17 protein-coding genes are annotated in these 26891 nt (G+C 50.9%); 8 read left to right on the forward strand and 9 right to left on the reverse strand.

Features of this window, described 5'->3' with window-relative positions; all coding sequences use genetic code 11:
- Nucleotides 1-105 precede the first annotated feature (105 nt).
- Nucleotides 106-387, forward strand: a complete 282-nt coding sequence (locus AB1656_24835) for an IS4 family transposase (GenBank protein MEW6238623.1) — start codon at nucleotides 106-108, stop codon at nucleotides 385-387.
- A 68-nt stretch (nucleotides 388-455) separates the two neighbouring features.
- Here AB1656_24835 and AB1656_24840 read toward each other — a convergent pair whose 3' ends face one another.
- Complete coding sequence (locus AB1656_24840; protein ID MEW6238624.1) at nucleotides 456-3725, reverse strand: hypothetical protein; 3270 nt, start codon at nucleotides 3723-3725, stop codon at nucleotides 456-458.
- A gap of 27 nt (nucleotides 3726-3752) precedes the next feature.
- Nucleotides 3753-8513 (reverse strand): formylglycine-generating enzyme family protein, encoded by a 4761-nt coding sequence (locus AB1656_24845; protein ID MEW6238625.1) that lies wholly within the window; start codon nucleotides 8511-8513, stop codon nucleotides 3753-3755.
- Between the two features lie 278 nt (nucleotides 8514-8791).
- Between AB1656_24845 and AB1656_24850 the strand changes: the two genes are divergently transcribed.
- From AB1656_24850 to AB1656_24860, 3 genes are all read left to right on the forward strand, one after another.
- On the forward strand, nucleotides 8792-8977 hold the full coding sequence (locus tag AB1656_24850) for a DUF6485 family protein (protein MEW6238626.1): 186 nt from the start codon (nucleotides 8792-8794) through the stop codon (nucleotides 8975-8977).
- 121 nt (nucleotides 8978-9098) lie between these two features.
- Nucleotides 9099-9593, forward strand: a complete 495-nt coding sequence (locus tag AB1656_24855; protein MEW6238627.1) for a hypothetical protein — start codon at nucleotides 9099-9101, stop codon at nucleotides 9591-9593.
- 85 nt (nucleotides 9594-9678) lie between these two features.
- Nucleotides 9679-13275, forward strand: a complete 3597-nt coding sequence (locus tag AB1656_24860) for a glycosyltransferase family 39 protein (protein ID MEW6238628.1) — start codon at nucleotides 9679-9681, stop codon at nucleotides 13273-13275.
- Nucleotides 13276-13282: 7 nt separating this feature from the next.
- On the opposite strand, the gene malQ is transcribed toward AB1656_24860, so the two are convergent.
- Nucleotides 13283-14800, reverse strand: a complete 1518-nt coding sequence (malQ, locus tag AB1656_24865) for a 4-alpha-glucanotransferase (protein MEW6238629.1) — start codon at nucleotides 14798-14800, stop codon at nucleotides 13283-13285.
- Between the two features lie 435 nt (nucleotides 14801-15235).
- Here malQ and AB1656_24870 point away from each other — a divergent pair, with 435 nt between their 5' ends.
- Nucleotides 15236-15574 carry an STAS domain-containing protein gene (locus AB1656_24870; protein ID MEW6238630.1) on the forward strand — a complete coding sequence of 113 codons (339 nt, stop codon included), beginning with the start codon at nucleotides 15236-15238 and terminating at the stop codon, nucleotides 15572-15574.
- A gap of 121 nt (nucleotides 15575-15695) precedes the next feature.
- Here AB1656_24870 and AB1656_24875 read toward each other — a convergent pair whose 3' ends face one another.
- Nucleotides 15696-17378, reverse strand: a complete 1683-nt coding sequence (locus AB1656_24875) for an alpha-L-fucosidase (GenBank protein MEW6238631.1) — start codon at nucleotides 17376-17378, stop codon at nucleotides 15696-15698.
- 109 nt (nucleotides 17379-17487) lie between these two features.
- On the opposite strand from AB1656_24875, the gene AB1656_24880 reads away from it, so the two are divergent.
- The 3 genes from AB1656_24880 to AB1656_24890 all read left to right on the forward strand — a co-directional run bounded on the left by AB1656_24880 (nucleotide 17488) and on the right by AB1656_24890 (nucleotide 19776).
- On the forward strand, nucleotides 17488-18426 hold the full coding sequence (locus AB1656_24880) for a sugar phosphate isomerase/epimerase family protein (GenBank protein ID MEW6238632.1): 939 nt from the start codon (nucleotides 17488-17490) through the stop codon (nucleotides 18424-18426).
- A gap of 52 nt (nucleotides 18427-18478) precedes the next feature.
- Nucleotides 18479-18688, forward strand: a complete 210-nt coding sequence (locus AB1656_24885; protein MEW6238633.1) for a hypothetical protein — start codon at nucleotides 18479-18481, stop codon at nucleotides 18686-18688.
- A 68-nt stretch (nucleotides 18689-18756) separates the two neighbouring features.
- A complete protein-coding gene (locus AB1656_24890; protein MEW6238634.1) occupies nucleotides 18757-19776 on the forward strand; it encodes a hypothetical protein in 1020 nt (339 codons plus the stop codon).
- Nucleotides 19777-19781: 5 nt separating this feature from the next.
- Here the strand turns inward: AB1656_24890 and AB1656_24895 are convergent, their stop codons facing one another.
- The 5 genes from AB1656_24895 to AB1656_24915 form a co-directional block, all read right to left on the reverse strand.
- Nucleotides 19782-21341 carry an aldehyde dehydrogenase family protein gene (locus tag AB1656_24895; GenBank protein ID MEW6238635.1) on the reverse strand — a complete coding sequence of 520 codons (1560 nt, stop codon included), beginning with the start codon at nucleotides 21339-21341 and terminating at the stop codon, nucleotides 19782-19784.
- Between the two features lie 195 nt (nucleotides 21342-21536).
- Entirely contained in the window at nucleotides 21537-22196 is a 660-nt protein-coding gene (locus AB1656_24900; protein ID MEW6238636.1) for a DNA alkylation repair protein, read from the reverse strand.
- Between the two features lie 97 nt (nucleotides 22197-22293).
- The gene (locus AB1656_24905; protein ID MEW6238637.1) at nucleotides 22294-23493 is read right to left on the reverse strand and encodes a Gfo/Idh/MocA family oxidoreductase; all 1200 of its coding nucleotides are present in this window, start codon (nucleotides 23491-23493) and stop codon (nucleotides 22294-22296) included.
- 351 nt (nucleotides 23494-23844) lie between these two features.
- A complete protein-coding gene (locus tag AB1656_24910) occupies nucleotides 23845-25569 on the reverse strand; it encodes a hypothetical protein (GenBank protein MEW6238638.1) in 1725 nt (574 codons plus the stop codon).
- 197 nt (nucleotides 25570-25766) lie between these two features.
- Entirely contained in the window at nucleotides 25767-26876 is a 1110-nt protein-coding gene (locus tag AB1656_24915; GenBank protein ID MEW6238639.1) for a polysialyltransferase family glycosyltransferase, read from the reverse strand.
- Between the last annotated feature and the right edge of the window lie 15 nt (nucleotides 26877-26891).

Here is a 26891-nt window from a genome sequence, read left to right on the forward strand (position 1 = left end):
AGTCGACTCATCTGACTCGACCGCAATTCCAAGGGCTCAGTGTATACACCTCCAACTCTATCTAATTTGCTCTTATAATTCAAGTTATGTGAAGAGGTCAACAGGATATATAATAAACTCACGCTAGCGGAGACGCAACCGGAGAGCGCGGCGGATCAAGTCTTAAACGAGGTGGAACAAAAATCGCTGCGAGCCTACGTTCTCTATCGTTTTGGCGAGGAAATCGGAGAGAAAATGACGGTGGGAGAAGTGCGGCTTTGGATTGGACGGATTGGAGGACATTTAGGGAGGAAACGAGATGGCCAGCCCGGGGTTCGAACCCTATGGCGCGGGTGGAGAGATTTTGAATTGATCGTCTCAATGTATATCGCCCTCAATCCTCAATAAACTTGTGGGTAAAGATCAGCCCAAAGGGCGAGGGAATATATAAGCAATAATCCTAACGCATACTGGTATTACAACCGCACTCGCGCATAGCGCAATACGTTTGGCCTCCCGCCGGTTCCATACAGATCGATCCAGTTCGAAGGTTTGGAACCGCCTCGCTCGGTTACGGTGAAAAACGTCGTGAAAGGTTCTTTCAGCGGGATGGGCTTCGCTTCTCCCATTTCGGGCCATATTCTCTGGATACGATTTTCGGCGATGGATTTGCCTTCTTTGTCTTTTCCTTGAACGTACATGACAACATACAACGCGCCGTCAGGCGCGGAGTAAAACCGCGCATAATGCGGCTCTGGTTCCTCCAATCCTTCGCCGCCATGCGCTATGGCGAATTTCTTCACGACGGCGCCCTCGCGAACGATGGCGCATTGCAAGATTGTCTCCAACTTCCGATCGGGGAAGTATCGGTCGCGCATCAACGCGTTCTGCACAGGATTGATCGCGTATAATAGATAAGCGCTTCCATCCTTTCCGATCCAAAGATCGAGATTGCGGATATGTCCCGCCGTGGCATCGACGTTTTCAATCTCGATGGGTTCATGAAAATCGGAATGAGTTAAATCGGGCGACCAGGCGTAGAACAAGCGGCGGAATACGTAATCCCAATCCCGGCCGGTTTTCTCTTTCTTGTAAGCGCGCCATTCCGGCGTCGGCTCCACGATGTCGCCCACGGCCATAATGTGCCCCGCACGATGGCTCAAGGCCGTTTGGGGATAGCAGGAACGGATGGGAAAAGCGATCTTGCCCTTGGCGATCCATTCTTCTCCGGCGTTACATAGGCTCCAATATTGTTCCCCGGTTTTAGCATGGATATTGAAGAGAAGAATTTCGTTAGCGTCTCCATCGGCGGCGACGCCGCGATAGGAATGATCCGTAAATTCGGTTCCTTCCGCCCAATCCGGCTGGACAGCTTCCGGCGCTTTTTGGGGATCGTCGAGAGAAAAGCGCAACAAATTCGGTTCGCAGGGGCCGTATTGCGTTCCTGGCGGCTGCGTTGAGGGATTAATAGAAAGATAAAGCATCCGGTTGGAAAGAAGGACCAACGGGCAAGGTTCGCGTTCGCGGAATTGTTCCGCCTGAGCAAATATTTTCCATTGATCTTTCGTCCGCTCGAGAATCCGCCAGCGCGTGTTGCACAAGGGGGGAACGTCTTTTCCCGTCTCGCTGGCGTTTACGTAAATCCGGCCGCCGTCCCGCGCGATCAACGGCGATCCGTAACACCAAAGCGGCCCGGCGCCGTTGTTCGGACTTTCGAACTCCGTCACGTCTTCTTCCACTTCCGCTACCGGCAAGTTCTTCCAAATCGCATAAACGAGTTTCTTGCGGGAATCGCCGGAGTTGGCGTAGGAATCCAGCGCCGCTTCCAATCCCTGGCATATTTTTTCCGCCGTTTCGTAATAGGAATTGTCCGCCGCCGTTTGCGACGGTTCGGGAAGCGAAGGAAGCATGTTTTCTTCTTGCAGGCGCAGACGTTCGTGAATCGCAGAGACGAATTCGTAAGCCAGGCTGCAATGCGCTACTTCGTAACTATCTTTCTGCCCGTTCGTCATTAACTTCGGATATAACGTTTTCAACAAATTCTTGGCTTGATTGTCTAAGGCGACGAGCCGTTCCGGGATTTTTTTCAAGGGAGGCTTGGCTTCTTCTTTTGGCGATGGCGAACGTTCCAGGCTATGCGGCTCGCCCAGGTCGATGCGAATCTCCGCGCGGTCCGGCGTTTCGGCGTAAGGCAAAGATACGGTTCGATCGTCGTAATTGCGCCACGGTTTTCCATTTATCCAAACGCCAGCAATTTTCCCCGTTCCGGCAGTAGATAAATACAATTGCTTGCCGCCGAAGCGAATGGGGAATTTTTGTTCCATCTGCGTAATTTTCGGGGGGATATGGGGAATCAACGTCAACCCGCAGGCGCGGTAGAGAAATTCGAATAGTCCCCGAACCATCGCCGCCGGAGGGCCGAAGGAATCGTAGCATAGATTGATTGGCTCTTTGGGTTGATAGACCTTACTGCCGAATTCCACAAGCGGATTGTCCATGCGGAATTCGCGGGCGAATTTGAGCAGTTGCTTCATCGAACGGCGGGCGTCTTCGTATTTTCCCAAGCGATAGTAGGCCATAATCATCCGCGCTTCGCAGGTGGACCAATGGCCTCCGTTGACCCACGTCCCGAATTTCCATAGCCAACTGGTTGGCTCTTCGTACATATCGTCCAAGCCGGGATAATTGGCGATGATGAAATCATGAGGACGCAGGCCAGGAAGGGAAGCGATTTTGCCGTAGATTTTATCCGCCTGCGCGTCGTCTACGACGCGGAAGGCGATGGCGTCGTGATTGGGCGATGCCTCGAAATAGCCGTATTTTTCCGCGCCGTATACGCCGTGCTTGGTTCCATCGGGATCGAGCGATTTGATGAAATAGCCTTCATCCGTAGAAAGTTGAGAAAGCCCTAACTTCGCCAGATCGCGGCGTTTTCGGTAAAGTTCCGCTTTCTCTTCGTCTCCAGCCAGTTTTTCTACTTCAATCAACCGGTCCAACGCGGCGATGTAGGTTATCGATAATCCCGCAAGGTAAGCCTGGCCGTACGTTCCGTCTGGCTTTTTATAGCCTGCGTAACTCGGCGCCAATAGATTGCCCGCTGGACCGGCGAGAAAGATATTGTTGCTGGGATCGCGCCGCGTTTCGATAAAATTGGCGCAACGCTCCAATTTAGGCCGGTAATGCGCGACGGCGTTTTCATTCCGGCTAATGAGCAGCAATTCCGATTGCATCAATAATCCCGCCGCTGTGAATTCCATTCCCCAATCGTGAATGTCGACGCGCCCATCGCCCTGTTTGGCGACGAACCATCCGGGGCTGGCGGCGTCGCAGAGGCAGCCGTTGGGGGGAATCCAATCGAATTTGTCGTAGGGCGCTTTATGCAGGCCGTCGCCCATCTGATCGAACCATAAGTCTTGCGAATTTTGCAAAAACGTAAGAAATGGCTCTTGTAAAAACGGCAGCGCGCAATAGGTGGTTCCGTAACTATTCTGAATCCACCAGGCGTTCCATGTCGGACCTTCGACCAGCCCGTTCCATTTCGGCGTATACATCATGGCGATGTTTTGAAATTCGGGATCGGGAGCGAACATCCGCCGGGAGATATCCAATAATCCCAGATACTCGGCGTCTCCCTCGCCCCGAAAGAATTTGCCTTCGAACTCCAAGGCGGCCGGCGCTTGCGCAAAACCGATTCCTATTAGCAAGACGAAACAGGCCGCGATTCTATACCGACATTTGCGCATCATTGTCTCCTTCTCTTTCGAATAGTATCATTATTCGCCGAATTTCAAAAACGCCGGATTCTCGTTTACTACTAATATCTTCCCATATTCCGGATGCGTAATGAATGCGGGCAATTCGTAAATGGTGGAATTAGGATCGGCGGCGTCCGGCTTTCCTTCAATTGGCGTCGAGTCGATGTTGACCCATTTCGTCCCCGCCGCGCAATAAGGCGTTTGAAATACGAATTTGTAGAGGCGCGCAGGGCCGGGATTTTCTCCCTTGACGATGAACTTTCGCGAGGATTCCGCCGCCGTATAGAACTCGCCGGAATCCAATTCGTTGCGGTAGCGCCATATGGCTCCCCATTTCTCGTTATTGTCGTTGATCCAGCCGCAAGTTATGAGATTGTCGCCGATCGTGCGGTCTTTCTCGTTTCTCTCCGTGGAAGCAGGAATCCAGATGCGGAAGTTTTTGCATAATCCGAGTCCCGGATTCAAGAACGAAGCGGCGGAAGCGTGAAGTTGTTTGGCCGCGGCGCGAATCGCCCGTTCCGTTCCGGGGTCGGCGCTGGCGTCGTTAAACCAGCCCGTATCCCACTGCGGATAATTTCCGTTGTAATGCTGGGTCCAATAGAGATAGTATTCCCACACGTCGCCCAAGGCGGACTGCATGGCGGCATTAAGCAGAATGCTGCGCAGGTAATAAACCGCCTGAGTCATTTCGTTGGCGCCGGCGCAGGCGTAAACGCTGCCTATCGTGGGGCTGAATCCATTTTCCATAATAGCGAATTTGGGGCGGTAATCGTATTGATTGCAAATTTCCGCCAGCGTATCCAAACGTTGAATCCATTCCTTATAAATATTTGCCTCAAAAGAAAATTCCGGCGGATGAATTCCGCAATAGCCATTCATAGCGATCGTTTCAGGCAAGCGGTCCAATGCGCCGTTGGAACTTTCCATGACGCGTTGAATAAAGCCGTTAAGAAAAGCTCGGCAATTTCGTCCATTGTCTTGCAGGCCGCCGCCGCTGACGCCGCCCGCCGCCGCGTCTAGTTGTTTGTGATCCTCGATGCTGCCGCTGAGAATCTCCATGTGCGGCCAATTGGTTTTGACGGCTTCTCTCGCTTGCAGATAATATTCGGCGAACGTTCTGCCCGAGTAATACATATCCCCTTCTTTATGTTTCCACTTGCCTTCTTCTTCGTTGCCGAGTTGAACGCCGATAATGACGCCGCTCACGGCGCCGGGCAGGCGTTGTTCGATGCTCTCCAGGCGGAATTTCACCCAGGCGCCGTATCCCGCCGCATCGGCGGTATAGCGGCGTTCGAATTGTCCCGTCGCTGGATCGTAAGGAGTTTTTAAATCCAGGTTCCACCAAGCGTCAATACAGTCGCCGATGGCGGCGGCGCAGGGGAGTACATTCGGGTCTATGCCGTATTCCGCGTTGCCGCAATCGAAGACAATGATGACCCGCATATCGTTTTTCGCCGCTTCGTTAATGAAACCGACATTGCTCTCCAACGATTCATGGGCGAAATAGCGCACGATATGGAGATTGTTCTCTTTCAAATCGAGCAGAGTTTTATTTCTCGTATTTTCTCCAATGTAACTTTGGATATTCGATCCAAAGACGTTTTCTCGCGGCGCGTCGGGAGGCCGATGCGTCGGCGTCGGCGTAGGCGTTTGATTTGGATCCGCCGTCGGTGTAGAAGTCGGCGGCGTACTGGGCTTAGTCAGAGCCAGACGGAATGAAATAGTTTCCGCAATGAAGGAAGGAGGAAATTTACTGCGCGCCGCCGACCGGCAGCCGGTCTCGCCGCCATTCCAGAAACCGCCCCGGATGACGCGATCTTCGCCGAATGATGGACCGCGGGGATCGATTGGATTGGAACTGGAATAGCGATCGTAGAAGTCCTGGCACCATTCCTGCGCATTGCCGCTCATATCGTAAAATCCCCACGCATTGGGCGTTTTTATGCCTACTACATTCGTTTTCGATTGCGAATTGCCATAGAACCAGGCGTAATCGGCGATAAGAGCGTAATTGGCATCTTCTCCCCAATAATATCGTTCTATGCTTCCCGCCCGGCAGGCGTATTCCCATTCCGCTTCGGTAGGCAGCCGGAACGTTCCATAGCCAAGATTCAAGTCGTTTAATTTTTGGATGAACGCCTGGCATTCGTCCCAAGAGACGCTATCGACGGGAAGGTTGACATTGCCGCCGAAATGGGAAGGATTTTCTCCATTCATAATGATCTTCCATTGCGCCTGAGTTACTTCGTATTTTCCGAGATAGAAATCCTTGGTAATCTCGATTTCGGTTTGCGGACCTTCGTCTTCGCCGCGTCCCTTTTCGCCGAGAGGACTGCCCCGCAGATACTTCCCCGCCGGTATAAGCGCCATCCGCAGAGGAATAGCGTTTATAGATAGGCCGGGGAGGGGTATCTCGATTGTCGGCAAGGGCGTTAATGTGGGCGTTGGCATCGGCGTATCCGTGGGAGTCGGCGACGGCGGAATATCGAGGGAGAGAAGCCGCAAACCAAGAGCGTTGGCTCGAAAACTCGGCTCATGTCCTTCGCGGGAAGCGGATCGGCTGTTGGCGGCGGCGCCGTTATAACGGTTTCCGCGAGCAACATGCTGAGTTCCTTCCTCCGCTCCTTGAGGATCGATTTGCGAATAAGAGGAATAAACGCTGTATTTATCCGAACACCATTGCAATACGTTCCCGCACATTTCATGCAAATTCCAAGGATTGGGCTTTTTTTCCCTCACTGAATGGGTTTGGTTGCCGGAATTGTCGTAAAACCAGGCGTATTCGCGTATGGCGTCGATCGTGTTGCCCCAATGATACGCCGTCGTCGTTCCCGCGCGGCAGGCGTATTCCCATTCCGCCTCGGTTGGCAGCCGAAAGGTTCGCAGATGCAAGGCGTTGAGTTGTTCGATGAATTGCTGGCCTTCGGACCAGGAGACGCTTTCAACAGGCAGATCGCCGCTGCCTATGAAAGAGGAGGGATTGCTTCCCATCACGGCTTCCCATTGCGCTTGGGTAACGGGATATTTGCCGAGATAAAATCCTTTCGTAATCGTAACGACATGCTGGGGGCCTTCATTATCGTTGCGATCGGCTTCGCTTGATGGACTGCCCATCATAAAAATGCCCGGTTCGATATAGACCATTTCCAATGGAAGAACGCCTTCTGGCAGATTCGGCAAAAGAACGATCAACGGCGTCGGAGTATAAGTAGGCGTGGGCGAAGGAATGAGGGTTGGCGTTGGCGTGAAAGTCGCCGTGAACGTCGCAGTTGGCTTGGGCGTAAAAGTCCGTGTGAATGTCGGCGTAAAAGTGTAAGTCGGCGTTGGCGTTATCGTTGGAGTTGGAGTAACCGTAGGCGGTACAACGAAATCGCGCGCTGCCCGGAACGAGATCGTTGAGGCCTTAGTATAATTGGGTTGTTTGTTGCGCGCTGCGGAACGCAGGCTTTGAACGCTTCCATTCCAGAAACCGCCCCGGAGAACGCGCTCGGCGCCTGTAGAAGGACCGTGCGGATCGGTTTGGCTGCCAGCGGCGTAAGCGCCATAGTAATCCTCGCACCATTCGTTCACATTGCCGCTCATATCGAAGAATCCCCAAGGATTAGGCAATTTCAAGCCGACGATGTGAGTTTGGTTTTGACTGTTATCGTAAAACCATCCGTAGTCCTTAGCTTCCGTATACTCCAAATCGTCTCCCCAATAATAACGAGTCGTGGTTCCCGCACGGCAGGCATATTCCCATTCCGCTTCCGTCGGCATCCGAAATACGCCTTCCGCATTTCCTTTCAGTTTTTGGAAAAAATCATGGCATTCGTCCCACGTGACCGAATCGACCGGCAAGTTGGAATCGCCTTTAAAAATCGATGGATTCGTCCCCATAACGGCTTGCCATTGCGCTTGGGTGATGGGGTATATCGACAAATAAAAGGGCTTGGCGATGGCGACTTGATGTAGTGGAGATTCGTTGGCATTCCTATCTTTCTCGTTTTCGGGACTGCCCATCAAGAACGTTCCCGCTAAAACCAGTTTAATTTCCAGCGGTTTGGCGTTGACGGCGAGATTGGGAATGGGAACGACGATTCTGTCCGGAATGGGCGTAGCTGTTGGCGGAATGGGGGAGGGCGTGGGAGTAGGAGGAAGCGGAGTAGGAGTTAGCGTAGGCGTCGTCTCGGTTCCCGCCGCCATCCCGGTAATTTCCGATACGTCCAGTTCGATCTTATCTTCGCTCATAACCAGGATATCCAGGTTATCGATATAGGCCGTTAAGGGTTCCGATTGACTGGTATTGATGATTTGAATAATTCCTTGAAAACCCGTAGAGGGGGGAAGAAAGAAGTCGGCGAGACGATGATATTTATTCAAAAAATAATTGCCGTTATTGGGAGTAATCGTCGAAACGAAAACGTTCTCCCCCAGATCAAGCGATGCCAAATAGACCGAAGCGTAGGGAGTATCCGTCCGTATGGAGCAGCGCAGCAAGGCGCAATGGGACGTTTGAAAGGGCTGGGTGAAAATCATAATGCCTTCGCCGGGATCGGCCTTGATAATTATTCCTATGCCATCGGTCGCTCCCTCGAATGCGCGATCGGTGGGAATGGCGCCAAAACTCGCGTCCGCCTGGGGATATTGCCCGAATCCGGCGCCCATGATCGTAATTTTGTTCTCGTCCGCATTGCGGCCGGAAAAATCCAACCGCAGATTCTCATCCTCCGCCGCAAGATCGATAACAAGAATAGAAAACAAAAAGAGCAGCCCAAAGTTAATGGTTCTCTGCGTCATGGTAGCGCCCCCAGTCCATGGTTAAATTCGGATTCAGCCGATTTGCAATGCGCTATTTCCTCCGATATTCGGACAATTACTCATGATTAAACATGGCCAGATGAAAAACAAGGGCGAAAAAAGCAAGTATTTTTGAGGAATGGCTGAGACTATCCTGCTCCCCGCCGAAAACAGGATGTCCCCCGGGCTAGGGCGCATCTTCGATTTCTGCTATCTTTTTTTATCTATACGATTTCAATGAAAATCCACTTTTATCGTTTTTTCGCAGGAGGAAAAACATGTCAACCTGTCAGAATAAAGTAAAATGCACTTGCACCTATGGCGGCTGCGACAAGCACGGCAAATGCTGCGAATGCCTGCAATACCATCTGCGCATGAAAGAACTACCCGCCTGCTGCTTCCCGCCGCAAGTGGAAAGAACCTACGACCGTTCCTTCCGCAAGTTTATTGATACGTATAAATGACGTTAGGACTCAGTTCCCTCGTCCTTCGGGAGAGGGGAAGGGTGAGGGGCAGCGATTTACAATACGTCAATTTTTGAATGATGATCTAATAAGTATATAAAAAGAAAGGGACTCTTGTTCTATGACAATGCGGAACTATTCGAATTCGGAAACATTGGTTGCAAACATTCCCTATTTTCTAATGCTGATTATTGGCGCTTTAACCATCGCAATTTCTTTTCAATTCGTTGCGGGAGCCATTGTCGGCGCAATCGTTTATTTCGTGTACGGCGTCATTGGAATGTTCTGGATTATGATCTTCGTATGCCCGTATTGCGCTTATTACAACACTAGGGGATGTCCTTGCGGGTATGGAATCATTGCATCGAAGATCGTCAAGAAAGGCGACCATAACTGCTTTGCCGTGAAGTTCAAGCGGCATATCCCTGTTATTGTTCCACTATGGTTTATTCCGGTTATTTGCGGCGGCGTTTCTCTGTGGAACTCATATTCATGGCCGTTGATTGTTATTGTTATGGTTTTTATCGTTGAATCGTTCGTTATTTTGCCTTTAGTATCGAAAAGACACGGATGCATCGAATGTCCGCAGAAGGATGCTTGTCCTTGGATGGGTTGAATTAATGTTTGATGATTTCACGTTAGATTTGCAAGTAAAGACTCGAATCATCGAGAGAGAATTTGGTTGAAAATTCAATATTACCATGCGCCGATTTTGGAAAGATGACGACTGGGAGGAACCATCCCCTGCGGAAGAGGCGGAAGCGTCTTCGGATTCCGCCTCATTTCTCGCATGGCCTGGCTGGCTGAAGGCGATTTATATCGAGTTCCTCTTATTATCGCTGCTGATGGCGATACTGCTTTCGATTCGCGCCGATGGGGCGGGCCGTCCTTGCCTGCAATTTTGCGAGCCGTTCATCCAATGGATCGTCGCGGCGAAAAAGTGGATGGTCATCGATTCCGCCGCCCGCGCATCCTGGCTGGGTTGGGGATTGGCCGGATTGGCGTTCTTCGGCGCCGCGATAGGTTTAGCGCGGAAAAAAGAAGAGGCGGTGCGGCCGTTCTTTCTTTTCACGGCGGGATGTTTGGCGATTCTGGCTCAGACTTCCTATTTTCTGGGCAACGCATTTCGCGGCGGTCTCTTTTATGCTCTATCTCTCATGATTCTGATCGTATGGCGATTCCTCCCTCCAATACTGGGGCCGGACGTGGATTTTTATCCTGACCGCGAGGACGAATCCGACGAACCGCCCGCTCCACAGCGATTGTATCATTTCATATTGGAATTTCTCGGCCTGGCCGTCCTCACGCTGCTGACGATCGTTTTCCGTTTTTACTCACTCAACCAACTTCCCACGATTTTTGACGGCGAAATGGCGGCCAGCATGGCCGTGGCCACCGATCTGCCCAGCGCCTTCAAACTGAACTACGAACCTATGAGTCCCTTCGGCTGGGCGCCACTCGGCCTTGTCTATTTTTTGCTCATTAACGCATCCACGCAAATCTGCGGCATGACGCTGTTGGCGGTGCGCATAGTATCGGCGGTTGTGGGAGTGTTGCTTGTCCAGCTGCTTTACGGCCTATTGCGACGCATGGGAGGAAGAACCGCCGCTTTCATCGGCGCGGCTTTGTTCGCCTTCAGCTCGATTGAAATCGTCTGGGGCAGACATGATTTTTTCCCTCTTTCCTATCCTTCGCTCATCGCCGCCGCCCTTTGCTGGACGACGTATTTAGCGCTCGTCAAAGAAAAATTCCGCAATTTCTTTTTAACTGCCTTATGGATGGGATTGACGTATCATCTCTTTCCCTCCGGCCAGACGGCTTTCTTGATTCCCATCGGCGTAATGCTTTGGAGTCTTCTGACCGTTCGCGGTTTCGCCCGCCGTTGTTGGGGGAAATGCTCCCTTATCGCGATAGGCGGCGCATTATGGTTCGCTGGGCTTTCCATCAGCGCTTATCTGGCTGACGGCGTTTGGAAATGGATCAATCCCCTCTCCAACGCCGCCGTCTCCAAAGGCACTTTGCGGGGACATGCGCTTTGGACGGCGCAAGAGCCGGGATGGGGGCTTTGGGGGCGAATTTCTTATATCGCGGGCGGCGTTTGGGACAATTTCACCGGCGTTATTAAAAGCCTCTTCACCGCTATGGAATGGCCTCAGTATCGTTATACTCCCATTTACGGCATCCCCGATCATCCCATGACCTATATTCCCGCCGTGGCCGCCGTATTGTTATTCGTCGGCTTGATCGTCTGCTTGCTCGCGCCGCGCCGCCGCAATTGCGCTTTTTTGTTGATATGGATGATCGCCGCCTTACTGCCGGGTATTCTATCTTCGCAAGCGGAAGCCCGCCGAATCGCCTTCTTTTTTCCGGCTGTTTACGCCGCCGCCGCTTTGGCCGCCGCAAAAGGATTCGAAGCGCTTGAATTTTTGTTAGGACGCTGGACGGGGCGATTGGCTCGTTTGTTTCTGATTCCTTCATTTTTAGTCGGGCTTGCCATTCTTCATGGCGGAATTTATTTCGACCAGGATAAAAGATTTCCCCCAGCGACTCAAACGGCGGCAGCCATCAGCCATTACGTCAAGCCGGGTTCTTTCGTCGTATTGGATTTCGCCATCGACAATCCCTATCGCTTAATCAATGAAATTACCTTCACGATGCTTGATGAATTGAGCCGTCCCGATCGCCCCGCGATATGGCATGTCGCCGAACCGCATGAGTGGCCGCTATTAGCGGTCTATCCTAAACCCGATTTCGAAAAATGGTATTATCATTATTCGAAAATGAAAAAAATCGCGCCCGAATTGCGCGCGAATCCATCCTGGAACCGATTGACCTATATCGTTCACGATATCCCCGCCAATGAGAAAAAAATCGCCATTCTTCAAGGCATCTATCCCGACGCCTTTTGGATGCATCATCTAATTTACCCTCTTTACGATTTCTATTCCGTTGAAACGCGGCTGGATTCCCAATCTGCTGAAGATCGCCTGCGGCCTATCGCCGTAGTGGAAGGCGATTGCTCCTTTTTGCCGGAAGACAGAAAGGACTGGTGGCGCGGCGTCGATTGCATCGTGGAGGAAAAAGCGTCCGAAACTCCGATCAAGGGCGCAGCGTTGAATTTCAGCGCCGGATTATGGATCAGAGAACAACGCTGGCTAGCTTTTCGCATTCTCGGCGGCGGAGAAGGCGCCGCATTTAACCTGAACGGCCAGCCTGCGCCGCTCGATGAATTCCTCCCTCTAACCGATGGAATCAATCGTCTGGAAATTCGATTGCCGCATCCCGCCAATCTGCCTATCGTGCTTCAATCCCGCGGCGCAGGCAGCCAGAATTACGAGGATATCGCCGCATCCAACCTTGTTTCGCCGCAATTATCCGATGTGGGACCGCTAAAGCCGCTGCTCTTTTCTTATTATGAAGGCTATGGAGCGCCTCAAACCGCCGCCGCCGGAGACGCCGCTTTTGCGGCGGATTTCGCCGTTTCTCCCGCCGGCTGTCTCGCTATGCTCCATCGGGGCGCGGATTCCTGGAAGGTCAGAGTGACGGAGGCGGATGGCGCCGTCGCCGCCGAATGGGAGCATCCTCTCGTTAACCATCATCATGAACCGCGATATGGCGTATGTTTTATCGGCAATGACGAAATCGCCGTTTTGGACTCCCCCAAAGTTTTCCTCTATGACGTTCGAGGAAATTTAGAAAAAGAGTTCGATCTCCCCATCGATCCTCTCGGCGGCGTGGATATCGCCGCCAATCTCGATGGCGAACTATTCGCTGCCTCCGTCGATCAACATTGCGTTTTTTATTTCCGCAAGGAGTGGTCCGAATTCAAACGGTTGGCGCCGCAAGCGAAAGCCGGAGATCGAGAATGGAATCCTCGCTGGTTATCTTTTGCGGCGCGTCAATTGGCCGTTCTCGACGATAGGGAACACATTCAGCTATTCGAAAATATTGTTGATGATCCGCTGGAATATCGTTGGAAGAAAGAAATTCCCCTTCAATTCAACCTCGGTTCCGATATGGAAAATGCTCTCAGCGTAATACTGTTTCAAATGAGCGGGCGGGGATGGTTTTACCTTCGCTTTTTGCGGGAGAAGGAATTTCGCGTATTGGACGAGAAAGGAGTTCGCCGCTTCGCCTCAGCGCCGGAAGGCGATCTGTCCATCCTATTGCAGGATCGCTGCCGTCAAATCATAGGCTTCGACAGCGGCGATCGTTTATATGTTTGGGACGAACGGGCCTGCGTTATTCTCCGGTTAGAGCCAATAGGTAACGATTTAGAAGACCAAGAGAAAATGTAGAAGGATTTTATCTCCCATAAATCTCCGTCAATTCCCGCAAGCGCCAGTGGATTTCTTCCGTCAGCATTTCCGGCGTAAACCGCCATTGCCAATTGCCCGCAGGCCGTCCCGGCATGTTCATCCGCGCTTCGGCGCCGAGGCCGAGAACGTCCTGCAATGGGAATATCGCCATATCCGCCGTCGACGCCATCAGAGCGCGGATGATCGTCCAGTGAATCTCGCGCCCGTCTGTGCCGAGATAGAGCCGCGCGTAATGCTTTTCTTTCTCTACTTCCTCGCGCGAGCGCGTGCTATCGCCCTCTCCGCCGCTGTTCCACCATCCCACGATCGTATCGTTATCGTGGGTGCCGGAATAAGCGGCGAGATTGTGAACGTATTGATGGGGCAGGGCGGGATTGCTGGGGCCGGAAGCAAAGGCGAATTGCAGAATCGACATGCCCGGAAGATCGAACTGAAGCCGCAGGTTTTCCACTTCCTTTGTAATGAGGCCGAGGTTTTCGGCGATGATCGGCAACTCGCCCAAGGCTTTATTCAAAGTTGCGAAGAAATCCGCGCCGGGACCTTTTACCCACCGTCCGTGGATGGCCGTCTCCGCGCCGCCGGGAACTTCCCAATAGGCTTCGAAACCACGAAAATGATCCAGCCGGACGATATCCACCAATTTTAAAGCGGCGTGAAAGCGGTCGATCCACCAACGGTATCCCGTCTCTCGCAAGCGATCCCATCGATAGATGGGATTGCCCCATAACTGGCCGGTTTCGCTGAAATAATCCGGCGGCACGCCGGCGACGGCGGCGGGAATGCCCTTCTCGTCGAGCTGGTACAAGTCGGGATGCGCCCATACGTCGGCGCTGTCGTGAGCGGTGTAGATGGGAATGTCGCCGATAATTTTGATTCCACGGTCTCCTGCGTATTGCTTAATCGAAGCCCATTGTTGGAAAAACAAATATTGCCAGAATTTCCGGGCTTGGATTTCGTCGTAGATTTTCTCGCGCCAATGCTGCATAGCCGATGGCTTGCGCGCGGCGGCGTCGGCTTCCCATTGAGTCCACGGCTTGCCCGCGAACGCTTCCTTGAGAGCCATGAAAAGGGCGAAATCGTCCAGCCAGGCGTCATTACGTTGCCGGAAGGCGTCGAAATCCTCCCGTTGTTTTTGGGAAGCTTTCTTCTTAAAATTCTCGAAAACGATGCGCAGTTTTTTGTATTTGAAACCGATGACCCAGCCGTAATCTACGCTATGTTCGGGAAAAGGGAGATTTTCCAGATCTTCGGCGGAAAGAAATCCTTCCTGTACCAATTTTTCCAGACTAATGAGCAGAGGATTGCCCGCAAAGGCGGAAAAACTCTGGTAAGGCGAGTCGCCGTAACCCGTCGGCCCCAAGGGAAGCACTTGCCATAATTTCTGGCCGGCGGCGGCCAGGAAATCCACGAAACGGCTGGCGCCGTCTCCCAAATCGCCAATGCCGAATTGGCTCGGAAGCGAGGTGGGATGCAATAGAATGCCGCTCGATCTTGGAAATCTCATGGATAATGTCCTTTCCTTATTGCAGAGGCCAGCGTTTTGGTGAACGCATTTCGCGTCGGTTGATCGATTGAATGAATGGCAAGTATTGTAAGACGTTTTTCCTTCAACGCAACGCCGAACTCGCTCAGAAAACGCCAACGCCGAAATCGCTTGTTTCCCAATTCCACTGCGAGCGCCGCCAGCAAAGACGAGAAAATGGCGTATAGCCATAGTCTCGCCGATGGTTTTTTGAGAAAATGGCTTTATAATGAGTAGGCGATTTTGAAAATAAACATTAATAGGAAATCGGTATTTTCCTTTGCCTAAAAGCCGAAAATAGGGATAAATTTTATAAATGCCGATCGTCGCGCGAATCGTCTTCAACCAATCGGCCTTACAAACGAAAGAAATATGAAAAAAATCGAGTCCTATAGATTTGGAAGGGGATCCCATCCCATGAAAGTTGGAAAACGCGTTGAATCCGATGTTACGATATTGCAACCGCAAGGGAGAATCGATGCGGCGAGTTTGCAAGAATTCGCCGCCAGCATCAATCGCGCCGCGCAGGATGGCGTCAAGAAACTCTTGATCGATTTTTCCCAAACCGATTATATGAGCAGCGCAGGGGTTCGCGTCCTCATCGAAGGGAAGAAAGCGATGGAAGCCGTCGAAGGCGACATGGCGTTTTGTTCCGTCAACGACCAATTGAAAGAACTCTTCGAAGTGGTTCGCCTGGATCGTTTTTTTGAGATATTCGCCACTGAGTTCGAAGCGTTGGATAAGTTTCTCGATTGAAAAAGTCATGTAGTTACGTAAGGCGGGTTAAAAGCGAAGCGAAACCCGTCATTATCCTTGCATAGACAAACCGCCCGCCTATCTTTTAGGCGGGCGGTTTGTCGCTTTATCGGCAGAGAATTCATTTCGCCGCGATAATTTCCATCTCCCAAATCGTCGGACCGTTTGAGGCGTCGAGGATATTCAATCGCACGCGCTGCGCCATAACCGGCTTAAAGTCCACCGTCAACTTATCGCCGATTTTCGTACCTTTATGAAAAGTTTTCCAATTCTCTCCATCCTTATATTGCAGTTCAAATTGATTGACGCGGCCGTTTTCTTCCCGCAACGTGATGCGGTGGAACGTTTCCGGTTTTCCCAGATCGACGGCCAGCCACGCCTGCTTTACGCCTTCGTCCGTCGCCCAGCGAGTGCTGGGATCGTCGTCGAACGCCATCGCCGGGCCGAAAGCCCAGTCGTTTTTTTGATAAACGTTGGAGGCTTCCGCTTTCTTATCCGAAGCCAGGGATGGAGAGAGAAGAGCGCTTCGCGGCGCGATCTCGCTAGACGGGCCGTCCAATTCCAAGGCGATGATTGTGTCCAAAGGATCGCGTTTTTCCGCGGGAAGATTGATTTCTAAAACGCCGTTTGCCGCTTTGATTTGCGCTTCGCCTCCGGTTAGCGTTTTGCTGGAAAGAATTTTCTTGCCTAAATCGGGAAGGCGAAGAACGCCGTCTTCACCCCAATCGAGAATATGCAGATAGACCGTATTCCCTTTATAAGTCGAGCCGCCCCAGGCGCCGGTTTTGATGGGGCCGCCCCGCGTTCCGTAAAGGCTATCTCCATATTTTTTCATCCAAGCGCCAATCTCTTTAAGCCGTTCCACTTGCCGCGCTTCGATTTCGCCGGAAGGCATGGGGCCAACGTTGAGCAATAGATTCCCATCGCCGCATACGCTGCGCACGAGGATGTCGATGCACTGTTGCAGCGTCTTCATCACGTCGTTCGGTTTCCAGGCCCATTGTTGGCAAATGGTGATACAGCTCTCCCAGGCTCGGTCGTTTTGGAAACGGCCCACGCGCTGTTCCGGCGTGTCGAAATCCTGTGGCAGACCGGCGCGGTTGTTGATGAGGATTCCCGGCTGCAATTGGCGGATCATGGGAATCATTTCGTAGGATCCCCAATCTTCCGGCTTACCCCCCAGCCCATCGAACCAAAGGATGTCGACTTTGCCGTAATGGCTGCATAGTTCCCGCACTAAGCTATGCAAGTACTCGATATACCGCGAATGATTTTCCGTAAAGTAATCGGGATGGCGCCAATCCGGAGGCGAATGATAAAAGCCTAATTTCAAGCCCGCTTTATGGCAAGCGTCCGCCAGCTCTTTTACTACGTCGCGGTGGAATGGGGAATTAGTGATTTTGTAATCGGACAATTTGGCGTCGAACATACAGAAGCCGTCGTGATGCTTGGTGGTAAATACTAAGTATTTCATCCCCGCTTCTTTGGCGAGGGCGACCCACTCGACGGCGTTGAATTTGACGGGATTGAATTGTTTGTAGAGGTTATCGTAAATTTCCGCTGGAACCTCTGTTCCTGCCCCCTTGGGAAATTTCCGTTCTCCACCGCGCGACCAACCGATTTCGGTCCCTTTCAAACTCACCGGCCCCCAATGAATGAACAATCCGAATTTAGCATCGCGGAACCATTGCAACTCTTCCGAGCTGGCGGCGGGAACCTTTTCCGGCGAAGGCGAAGCGAACGCCAGCGGCGATAGAAACAATGCTGCTAGAACGCTCATTACTAATTTGTTGAATAAATTCATTGTTCTCTCCTCGTATAAATTTTTATAAAAGCCATTATTCTTATTACCATAGAGTTGGCTGCAAGAAAAGATTCCAAGATCATGCGAAACGTAAAGAAAGGGAATCGTCATGTATAGGCGTTCTTGGATAAAAGGAGTTGGAGCCGTTTTGGGAAGCGTTTGTTTATCTCCCGTGGCGTTGAGCGAAGAGAAGAAGCGCCCTTGGAAAACCGCCGTTGGACTCAACGGCTTCGAATCCGGCGTTCGCAAATACAATAAAAATTATCCTATATGGGAAATCCTCGACTTCGCGTCCCATACAGGCTTCGACGGGATCGAATTGGTTTCCAATTGGCCGATGGGGGGATATCCCGGCGCCGAAGAAAAAGAACGCATCCGCGCTTTGCGAAGAATGTACGACGGCTTCGGCTTGCAAATATTTTCCATTCAGTTAGGCGCAGACGGCGCCTTTTCTCCCGACGCGGATGAACGTAAGCGCTGGCTGCAAGAAATCCGTAACCGCGCCCAATTCTGCAAAGAGGCGGGCGGAGAGCGCATCGGCTTATGGCCCGGCGGCGGATTGCGCGGCCAGACCATCGGCGAAGCCATCGACCGGTTGGGAGAATCGTTCCACGAAGTTGGAAAGATCGTCGCCGATTTAAGCATGATCGCTTCCTTCGAGATCGAGCCGCCATTCGTGTTCAATACGGAAGACCATATCAAGCGCATCCTCGCTAAAGCCAATCATCCGTCGCTGAAGACCATGTTCGATCCCAGCCACTTCGATCTGATGAGCGGCTCTTCCGGCAAACCCCACGAAATGCTGAAGCGCATCGGCGTAGAGAATATCGGCTACGTCCACCTGACGGATACGGATGGAACCCTGCGCGACGGCGGCACGTCCAAACATTTAGCCTGCGGCGACGGGCATGTGGACATCGATTCGGCGTTGAAAACGCTCTACGACGGCGGCTTCCAAGGCTGGATCATGATCGACGCCTGGGAAATTCCCGATCCCTACGACGCCTGCGTCAAAGGCAAAAAAGCCATCGAACGCGCTTTGCGGTAGGGATAAAGGCTATAATGAATGGGAAATAGATGAAATAGAGGAGTAAATAATTATGAACAATACCCCCATCCAAAAAGCGCTTGACGCTATTGAATCGCTGCCTCTGGAAGATCAACAGATGCTAGTCGGTATTATGAATCGGCGTCTTATTGAACAACGCAGACAAGAAATAGCCCAAAATGCCGAGATTACTCTTCAGGCTGTTAGAGAAAACCGAGCTTCCATTGGTTTTCTGAATGATATTCAAGGGGATTTGTTATGAGTTTCATATAAAAGACATTCTTTGAAAGTAGTCGCCCTAAATATAATTCACGTAAAGGTAATAAAATCATGCTTGCGAAAAATTTGATGGTTTCAGGATGGTATGCCGATCAGGCGGCTCGGCAGCGAAACGAGCCGGGGATTGCGCATTCGTTTATGGGAGGATTGGCGACTGCATTGAATTATATGCATGGCGAAGTGGATCCCGTATGGTTGATGGGAAGCAGCGCCTGGGCCTTCAGGATATGGATCAGCCAGGCTTTTTGTCCCAGCGCCATGAGCGTCTTCGATTGGAATCTTCTCCCAGAAGCAGTAGTACAAGCCGGGTATAGCTGCGTATACATTTCCCGGCTTTGGAATGAAAAAGAAAAGGAAGAGGAGCGCCGTGAACAAGCGTATGAAGCGATTTTCGCGAGCATCGAACAAGGCGCGCCCGCCGTGGTTTGGGATATTGCGGACGACGAATGGGGGCTTATAACTGGCTTCGACGATGAACGACAATCGTATAGTACCTTGTCATGCCATAATGAAATTGGATGTATGCCTTATGAAAAATTGGGAAGGAATGGAATCGATATTCTTTCGGTAACCATCCCTGGACAGGTCAATGGCAGAACTCGCAAATACGCTGTAAGGCGTTCGTTGGAAGCCGCCGTCGCTCATGCCGAGCAAAAAGAATGGATGGATAGGCCAAAGTATCAAGATGGCTTGCCTGCCTTCGATCTTTGGGCTGCTTCCTATGACCGGTGGCTAATGCTAGTGGAAGCGGGGAAAAGCGATAACATTACGAAAGATTTGCCGAAGTGGGTGAAATATTTCGCCGGGCATTGGTATGGGGCGCGATGTTATGCGCGGGAATACTTGCGAACGCTGGTGGAAAACGGCGAATGTTTATCGCATGCGGCGGAGGCTTACGCAAAAACGGCGGAGTGTTTGAAGCCAGTATGGTTGGAAAGTCCATCGTCCACAACGCCGGAAAAAGAATTGCTCTCCATGTTAGCGCAATGCATACGCAACGCCAAAACGGCGGAAGAGGAAGGAATCGAACATATCCGCCAATACCTTGCGGCAACTAAGAAGAGCGGGTAGCGCTATTACTTCAACCTCTCTTTCTTTGCAATCGATTCCAGTTTAAGTCCCGCCCAAATGAATTTCAGAAACGATTTGGATTTCGAATAAAGTGCGTCGATCAAGTCGGAAAAGGCTTTGTATTTATTGGGCGTATAGGGGAACCAATGGCCTTCGATTTTGGAATTCATTTTGTCAATAACGATCGATTTGACATTCGTAAAAGCGTATAATCCATATTCTCCTTTATAACGTCCAAAACCGCTATATTTGACGCCGCCGAAAGGCAGCGCGGGATTGGCAACCGTCAACATAACATTATTTATACATACATTGCCCGCTGCGATTTTTCTTGCGACGCGATCCGCTCTCATCTTGTCTTTCGACCATACGCTGGCGCCGAGGCCATAGGGCGAATCGTTCGCTAGGCGAACGGCTTCCTCTTCTGTTGCGAATTTCATGACGGCCAGAACCGGTCCAAAAGTCTCTTCCGTCATGACTTTCATCGTATGGTTGACGTCTGCAATCAGCGTAGCGGGATAATGAAAGGGATGGCTTCCTTTTTTCCCTCCTATTAACACTCGCGCGCCTTTGTTAATAGCGTCTTTGACGTGCTGGTCCACTATATCGACCTGGCGTTCCGCCGTCATCGAGCCAATGTCTATATATTCCATTTCTATATTATTGTCTTTATCATGGGCTTGTTTGAGCAAAACTATTTTTTCCGCTAACGTTTTTACGAAATGATCATATATGTTTTCTTGCGCATAAATCCGTTCGACTGAAATGCAGGCTTGTCCGGCATTCGTCAACGCTCCCCACAGCGCGCCAATGGCGGTCTTCTCCAAATCGGCGTCGTCGAAAACAATCATGGAATCCTTGCCGCCTAGTTCCAGAACGACGGGAATCAACTGGCGCGCCGCCAGCGCCATAATTTTTTTGCCCGTCTTTACGCCGCCGATAAAGAATATTTTCTCGGGTTTGGCTTCGATCAGCTTTTCGCCGGTATCGGGACCGCCATAAACGACTTGAATGGCCTCCTCCATAAATCCGCTTTTAATAATGATTTCCTCGATCATTCCGTGGAGAGGAGTAATTTCGGACGGCTTGTATATAACGGAATTTCCGGCGATGAAAGCGCTCAAAATAGGAACAATGGATTGATAAAGTGGATAATTCCAAGGAGATAGAACCAATACGACGCCTATAGGCTCATAAATGATTTTCGATTTTTTCCCCCGCAAAGTCAGCGGCGTAGAGACATTTTTATCGGCTAAGATTCTTGCGGCGTTTTTTTTATAATATTCGATCGCGTCCAGCACGACGAAAATTTCGTTGCTTAAACAATCGAAGCGGGATTTGCCATTCTCTATGACGATCCGGTCGATAATCCATTCCCGGTTTTCCGCAACATAGTTTTGAATTTTCCGGCATTCGCGCAATCGTTCGTCTATCGATAAATTTCTTATTATTTCAAAAGAAGATTTTGCTCGTTCGTAGAGACGGCGAATTTCCATCATATCCGGATCGTACATTTCATACAATATATTATTGTCGATGGGAGATTTTACTTTGTAGACGCGCATTTTTCTTCTCCAAAATAGCTCAAAGCTTATCGGTTGGCTGCCTTTCCATAATCTACGTTTTTCGTTGCTGAAATTCGTAAATCGAATCCGATTAAACCGATGGTTAGGATTCAAAAAGGAATGGAGGAACGCTTGCTCGGAGAATTTTGCATATTGTTAAGCGAAAAAATGATAAGGCGCATTTTCACTAGTATGTTAATCCCTAGATAGCTTATCTTGTACCTTCCGGCTTGTAAGTTCGCGAAGGGCGTCGGCGGCGATCCATCGGCATGTTTGGCCGCCGAGGGCGCGGATGGATTCGGCGGTTTGGATGGCGCGTTGGTTCAGCGATCGGTTGCGTTTGCCAATTTGACGCAAGGCCCAATTCACGGATTTTTTCACAAAATTGCGTTCGTCGGAGGCCTCGCGTTGGATGATATCAAGCCAGGAAACGAATATCTTGTCTTCCGCTTTTTTATCGTGAACCGCCAGAACCGCTATTAAGACGAATCCGGCGCGTTTGACGAATTCCTCTTTACGGGCGCACCAATCGGCGGCCTTTCGCTGAACTTGCGGATAGTGGCGAAAAAGGCGGTTGAAAACCTGATCGCAAACATCCCAGGAATCGATATCCATTACCCACCGTTCCAATTGTTCATCCGAAAGCATTTTGGGTTCGTCAATCATGGCGGCCAGGATTCTGGCTTCATGAATTCCCGAATCCCATAATTGTTGCGCCAATTCATGATCTTTTCCCGCTTCCTTGGCGATCGTCATTAGAATCGTAATGGAGACGCCATACGTATTCTCGGTTCTTATGCCGAACCGATCCATCGCCGCGAGATTAGCGGGATTGGCATATGATTTCAATCTCAAAATAATATCGTTTGCCTTCACGATGACCGCCATGTTCGCAAAGGGATCGCGAGAGCCATCGATCCCGCGATCCCTTTGCAATAGGCTATTCTTAGATTTATAAATTCAACTTCAATTCCATCTTCTTCATGTCCTTCATCATGCCGTCCCACGTCGCTTCCTCGCCGGAGTAAGCGGCGATGCGGCCGAGAACGCCCGTCAGCGTGCTTTGCACGGCGTCTTCGCCGTGGTTGATGTATTGGCCGGAATGAATGGCTTTAACGAAATCCTTGACGTTATTGTTCACGCCGACGTCCCACGTCTCGTCGTTATCGGTTCCCGGCCAGGGATTGTCGCCAGTGATTTTTACGGGGCCGCTGTAATGGGAATCGACGACGCCCTTGGAACCGTACATGCGGATGCAAAGGTCGTCGTAACCTTTAGTGAACTGGGCGGAACTGAAATCGACTTTTACGTCGTTGGGATACCAAAACGTAACGATGAAATGATCCCAGCAATCGCCGACATCGACGCGGGCTTTGCGTCCGCCGGTTCCGCGCGCTTTGATGGGATGGGTTCCGATGTACCAGTTGGCGACGTCCAGAACATGGACGTTCTGTTCGACGATGATATCGCCGGAGAGGGGAATATCGAAGACCCAGTTGCGCAAGCGGTTTTCGTCGTCCGATGCGCCGGGGCGATTTTTGGGATCGAGCCGTCCGGCGTGGTAGTAAACGTGGCCGAGAACGAGTTCGCCAATATCTCCCCGCCGCACGCGCTCGACGGCTTCCTTAAAACCAGGACTGTTACGGGTTTGAAAATCGACTAGGAAGTTCAACTTGCCTTTGGCCTTTTTGGAACTATCCAGAATGCTAAGGCAGCCGGGAGCGTCGACGGCCACCGGCTTGGCCATCCAGACATGCTTGCCCGCCTCGACGGCCATGGCTACTTGTTCGGGATGGTAATAGGGAGGGCTGGTAACGGCGACAGCATCCAGCTTGGATTGAATTAAATCGGCGTAGGTCTTAACGCCGAGATAGCAACGGGATGGTTCCACGTCGAAGCGATCGCGAATCACTTCCAGACGGTCTTCGAAGGGATCTTGCGCGGCGACGACTTTCATATCCTGGGGAGCGTTTTCCTGATACTTCTTGGCGACGAAGTTGCCGCGTCCGCCGCAGCCGAGGATGCCGATCTCGATGGCGGAATTGGCCGGAGCGCCATAGATGGATGAAGGTTTGACGAACATCATTCCCGCTGCGCCCGCCGCCGAGGCTTTTAGAAAACTGCGCCGATTGTCTTTTGGTTTTTGCGTCATTTTATTTTCCTCCTGCGTATGCGATAAGGTTTTTTTTATCATTACTAACTCATGTTACGCGCCTGGGAGTGCGGGCGTCCCGCCCGCAAGTTGGTGAAACCGTCACAGAACGGCGCATTGGCACTATTTCTGCAGCGTTATTGAATCACGTAACCGCGAAATAATGGAGAAATCCACAAAATTTTTGAATCGCGGATATCGTGGATTCTTATGGATTTCACGGAGAAATCTATCCCGAAGAGCGATTCCTTGCTCTAACTTTTTTTTCGTGTTTTTCCTTTTCCTTTCGCGTTTTCGTGATTCAAGCGACGATTGCAATAGATGCCTTTAATATATGAGCGAGTAGAAAAATCAATCTTCCGGCAAATAGGGATACCATGTTTTCCATAAAATGAGAACTCCCGCTAAGAAAACCGAAAAAGTAATGGCGGCGGCCGTCCAATCGTGAATGACGGAATAGACGGGAGTAAGGTAAAGGCAAAGTAAGGCGATCATGCCGATCGCGCAATTAAAGAGATCGCGCATGAAAGTTTCGCTTTTCGCTCGGAGGCCGCCGTCGTCCATTCCCCGCCGCACCGGTCCCCAGAAACCGCCAGGGTGAACGGCGCCATAGAAAAGACGCAGCGTTTCAGCGTTCGTCGGCGCTGTCGAATAGGTTGCTATGATGGCGGCTGCCAAGGAAGAGAGGACGATGACGCCAAGCGATAGATATGGCGGCGCGCCGGGATAGAAAAAGGTGAGAAAGAAACAAACCGCCATGCCAACGCTCGTAGAACCGGCTACGCCCCAAGCGTTGAAGCGCCACCAATACCACCGCAAAATATTGGGAACCAGAAAACCGGCGGTGAATACCATGAGAATCCAGGTCCAGATCGTCGTAATGGATTGGGCTTGCATTCCTATTAACAAGCCGGCGATAACGATAAGGATAGAAGAAATATAGCTTGCGCGGGTCAATTCGCGATTGGAGGCGTTGGGTTTAATCAGTCCATGATAAATATCTTCTACAAGATAGGCCGCTCCCGAATTGATGGTGGAATCGAAGGTGGACATGAAAGCGGCCAAGAAGCCCGCCAGAACCAGCCCCTTCAATCCGATGGGCAGATAAACGTCGAGGACGTGGGGCAGCGCCATTTCCGGATCGGTGATTCCTTGGATGCCGACGACGGCCAGGGCGGTAATGCCGATGCACATGGCCCAGCGGGTAACCAGGAAGAAGCCCCAGGCGGCGCCTACTTTACTGGCGTCGCGCGAGGAGCGCGTAGAAAGAAAACGCTGGAATTCGTGCAGCGTAAAGGGGCCGCCCGCGTTGAGCATTATTCCTTTCGCTATCCAAGCAATGCAGAGGAGGCCGAAGAATTGAAAATCGGTTCCGGCCAAATAAGTCGGTTCCCAGGCGGGCGCGAGGCTCAACCAACCGTCGGGAACGGAGGCGGACAAAGATTCGAAAGTGAATTGGCTGGCGCAGATAACGGCGACGACGGCGGCGGCGATGGTCAAAATCGCCGTCTGGATAACATCGGTAACGATTACGCTGTATAAACCGCCAAGGATAACATAGATGGATGTTACGCCGAAGACGAGAAACGCTCCAGCGTCTTTAGAGAGGGGAAGATAGACGGATATAAACTTGCCGATGCCTTGATAATCGTAAGCGATCATGCAGACGGTAGTGATCACCGAGGCAAAGGCGTAGAGCTGGCGGGCGATCATGCCGTCCAGCCCTTTGCCGAATCGCGTTTCCATCCATTGCGCGCCGGTGAGGACGGCGGAGCGGCGCACCCACTTGCCCGCAAACGTCATGTACGCCGCCGGAATCAAAAAACCCCAGGACCAATGAATCCACATGCCCTTAAGGCCCATCGTGTAAAACATGGCCACGATCCACATCGTGCCGGTGATGTCGTACGTAGAAACGCTGCCGGAAATGGATATCCAGAGCCAATGAAGACGGCGTCCAGCCAGAAAATAACTCTCGACGTTTTCCGACGCTTTTTTGCGCAAGTGAAAGCCGAGATAAACGACGCCGATGACGTAGATCAAGAGGATGGCGATATCGACGGGATGTAGTTTCATACGCGTTTCCGATTGCATACCCATTATTTTTGCCGGTTAGGCGTTGCGCCGATCCGGGAGATCTTGGAGTTTCGATTATTCAAAATTTAAAGAAGAATAGGAAGGGGGGCGAAAAAATAAATTGCATCGATGATGGATGACATCTTCAACCATGTGAGGATCAATCGCGTTGGAGAGGCGGATGAGATCGAATTTCTCTATCGATTCAAAAGCGGCGGCAGATCGTCCATCTTATCCAAAACGATTACGCCGATTTTTTTAAAAAATGGAATATAGATTTTCTGCAACTTATTCGCATTACATCCGATCGATATTACCCGCAAATCGTCCCTCAGCCAGCGCGCCGAAAGAAGCGTAGTGGATATATCGCCTACGATGGCAATATTCGCAGGCATCGAAGGCAGGAGCGCCTCGAAAGATGCGTTGGCCGGGATTAATTGGGTATTTTGAAATTTCAATAATCCAATCTCGTCTTCGCCGATTTGACGCGGATGATATTTTATAGCCGCTTTTCCACCGTTCCGTGTAATCGTTTCCACTAATTTGATCATTTCCGGACGGTAATTGGGTATGCGGTCCATAATCGTAACGTGGGGTAAAGTTAACAATATATCGATATTTTGCAAACAAGTTATATCCATGCCGGAGGCCAGCAATAATTGTTGAGATAACGATCGAATCGCCGAATGAGAAAAAAGACTGGCCGAAGCTTTATGATGAATAGTTTTTTTTATAATGGGATGAACATGCTCCGGGAATGCCAGCCAGCATTCATCAATATATTTGGAGGCGCCGACGATCGCTGGTTGATCCCACCAAATCCCATAAAAGATTTTCTTTAGCCATTGATCGAATAGGATATTCCTCAGGCGATGGTTGTTTCTTCTCACATAAGTACACATGCCGTCGTCCAAATAAATACCCGTTACGCTCTCATTTATTCTTCTCGCATGATGAATTAGGTATTGAAATTCGTACCGGCGGTCGTTGCCCGTATAAATCTTGACTGGACGTATATGTTCGGCCAAAGAACGCAAAGACGATATCAATTTCTTGCGATGGTTCCATTTTTCAATCGCAGGCAATCCGCGGCCGGAGAAGGCATGAACTTCTAGGAAGGGACTATCTTTCCATTGTTTTGTTTGTTCGATATACAGATTATCCTCCAGGGAAATCTGGTCGATAAAGCAAAGATAAGCGTTTTCTTCTTCCCTTTTCGATAAAGCAATGCCGCTTGCCAAAAAAAGATTAAGCGGCGTTGAAATCATATAGAGAGCATTAAGTTTTCGATTGTTTTCATCGTTCATTTCTAGGATTCATCG

This window comes from Candidatus Omnitrophota bacterium, from assembly GCA_040755155.1.
GTDB lineage: Bacteria > Hinthialibacterota > Hinthialibacteria > Hinthialibacterales > Hinthialibacteraceae > JBFMBP01.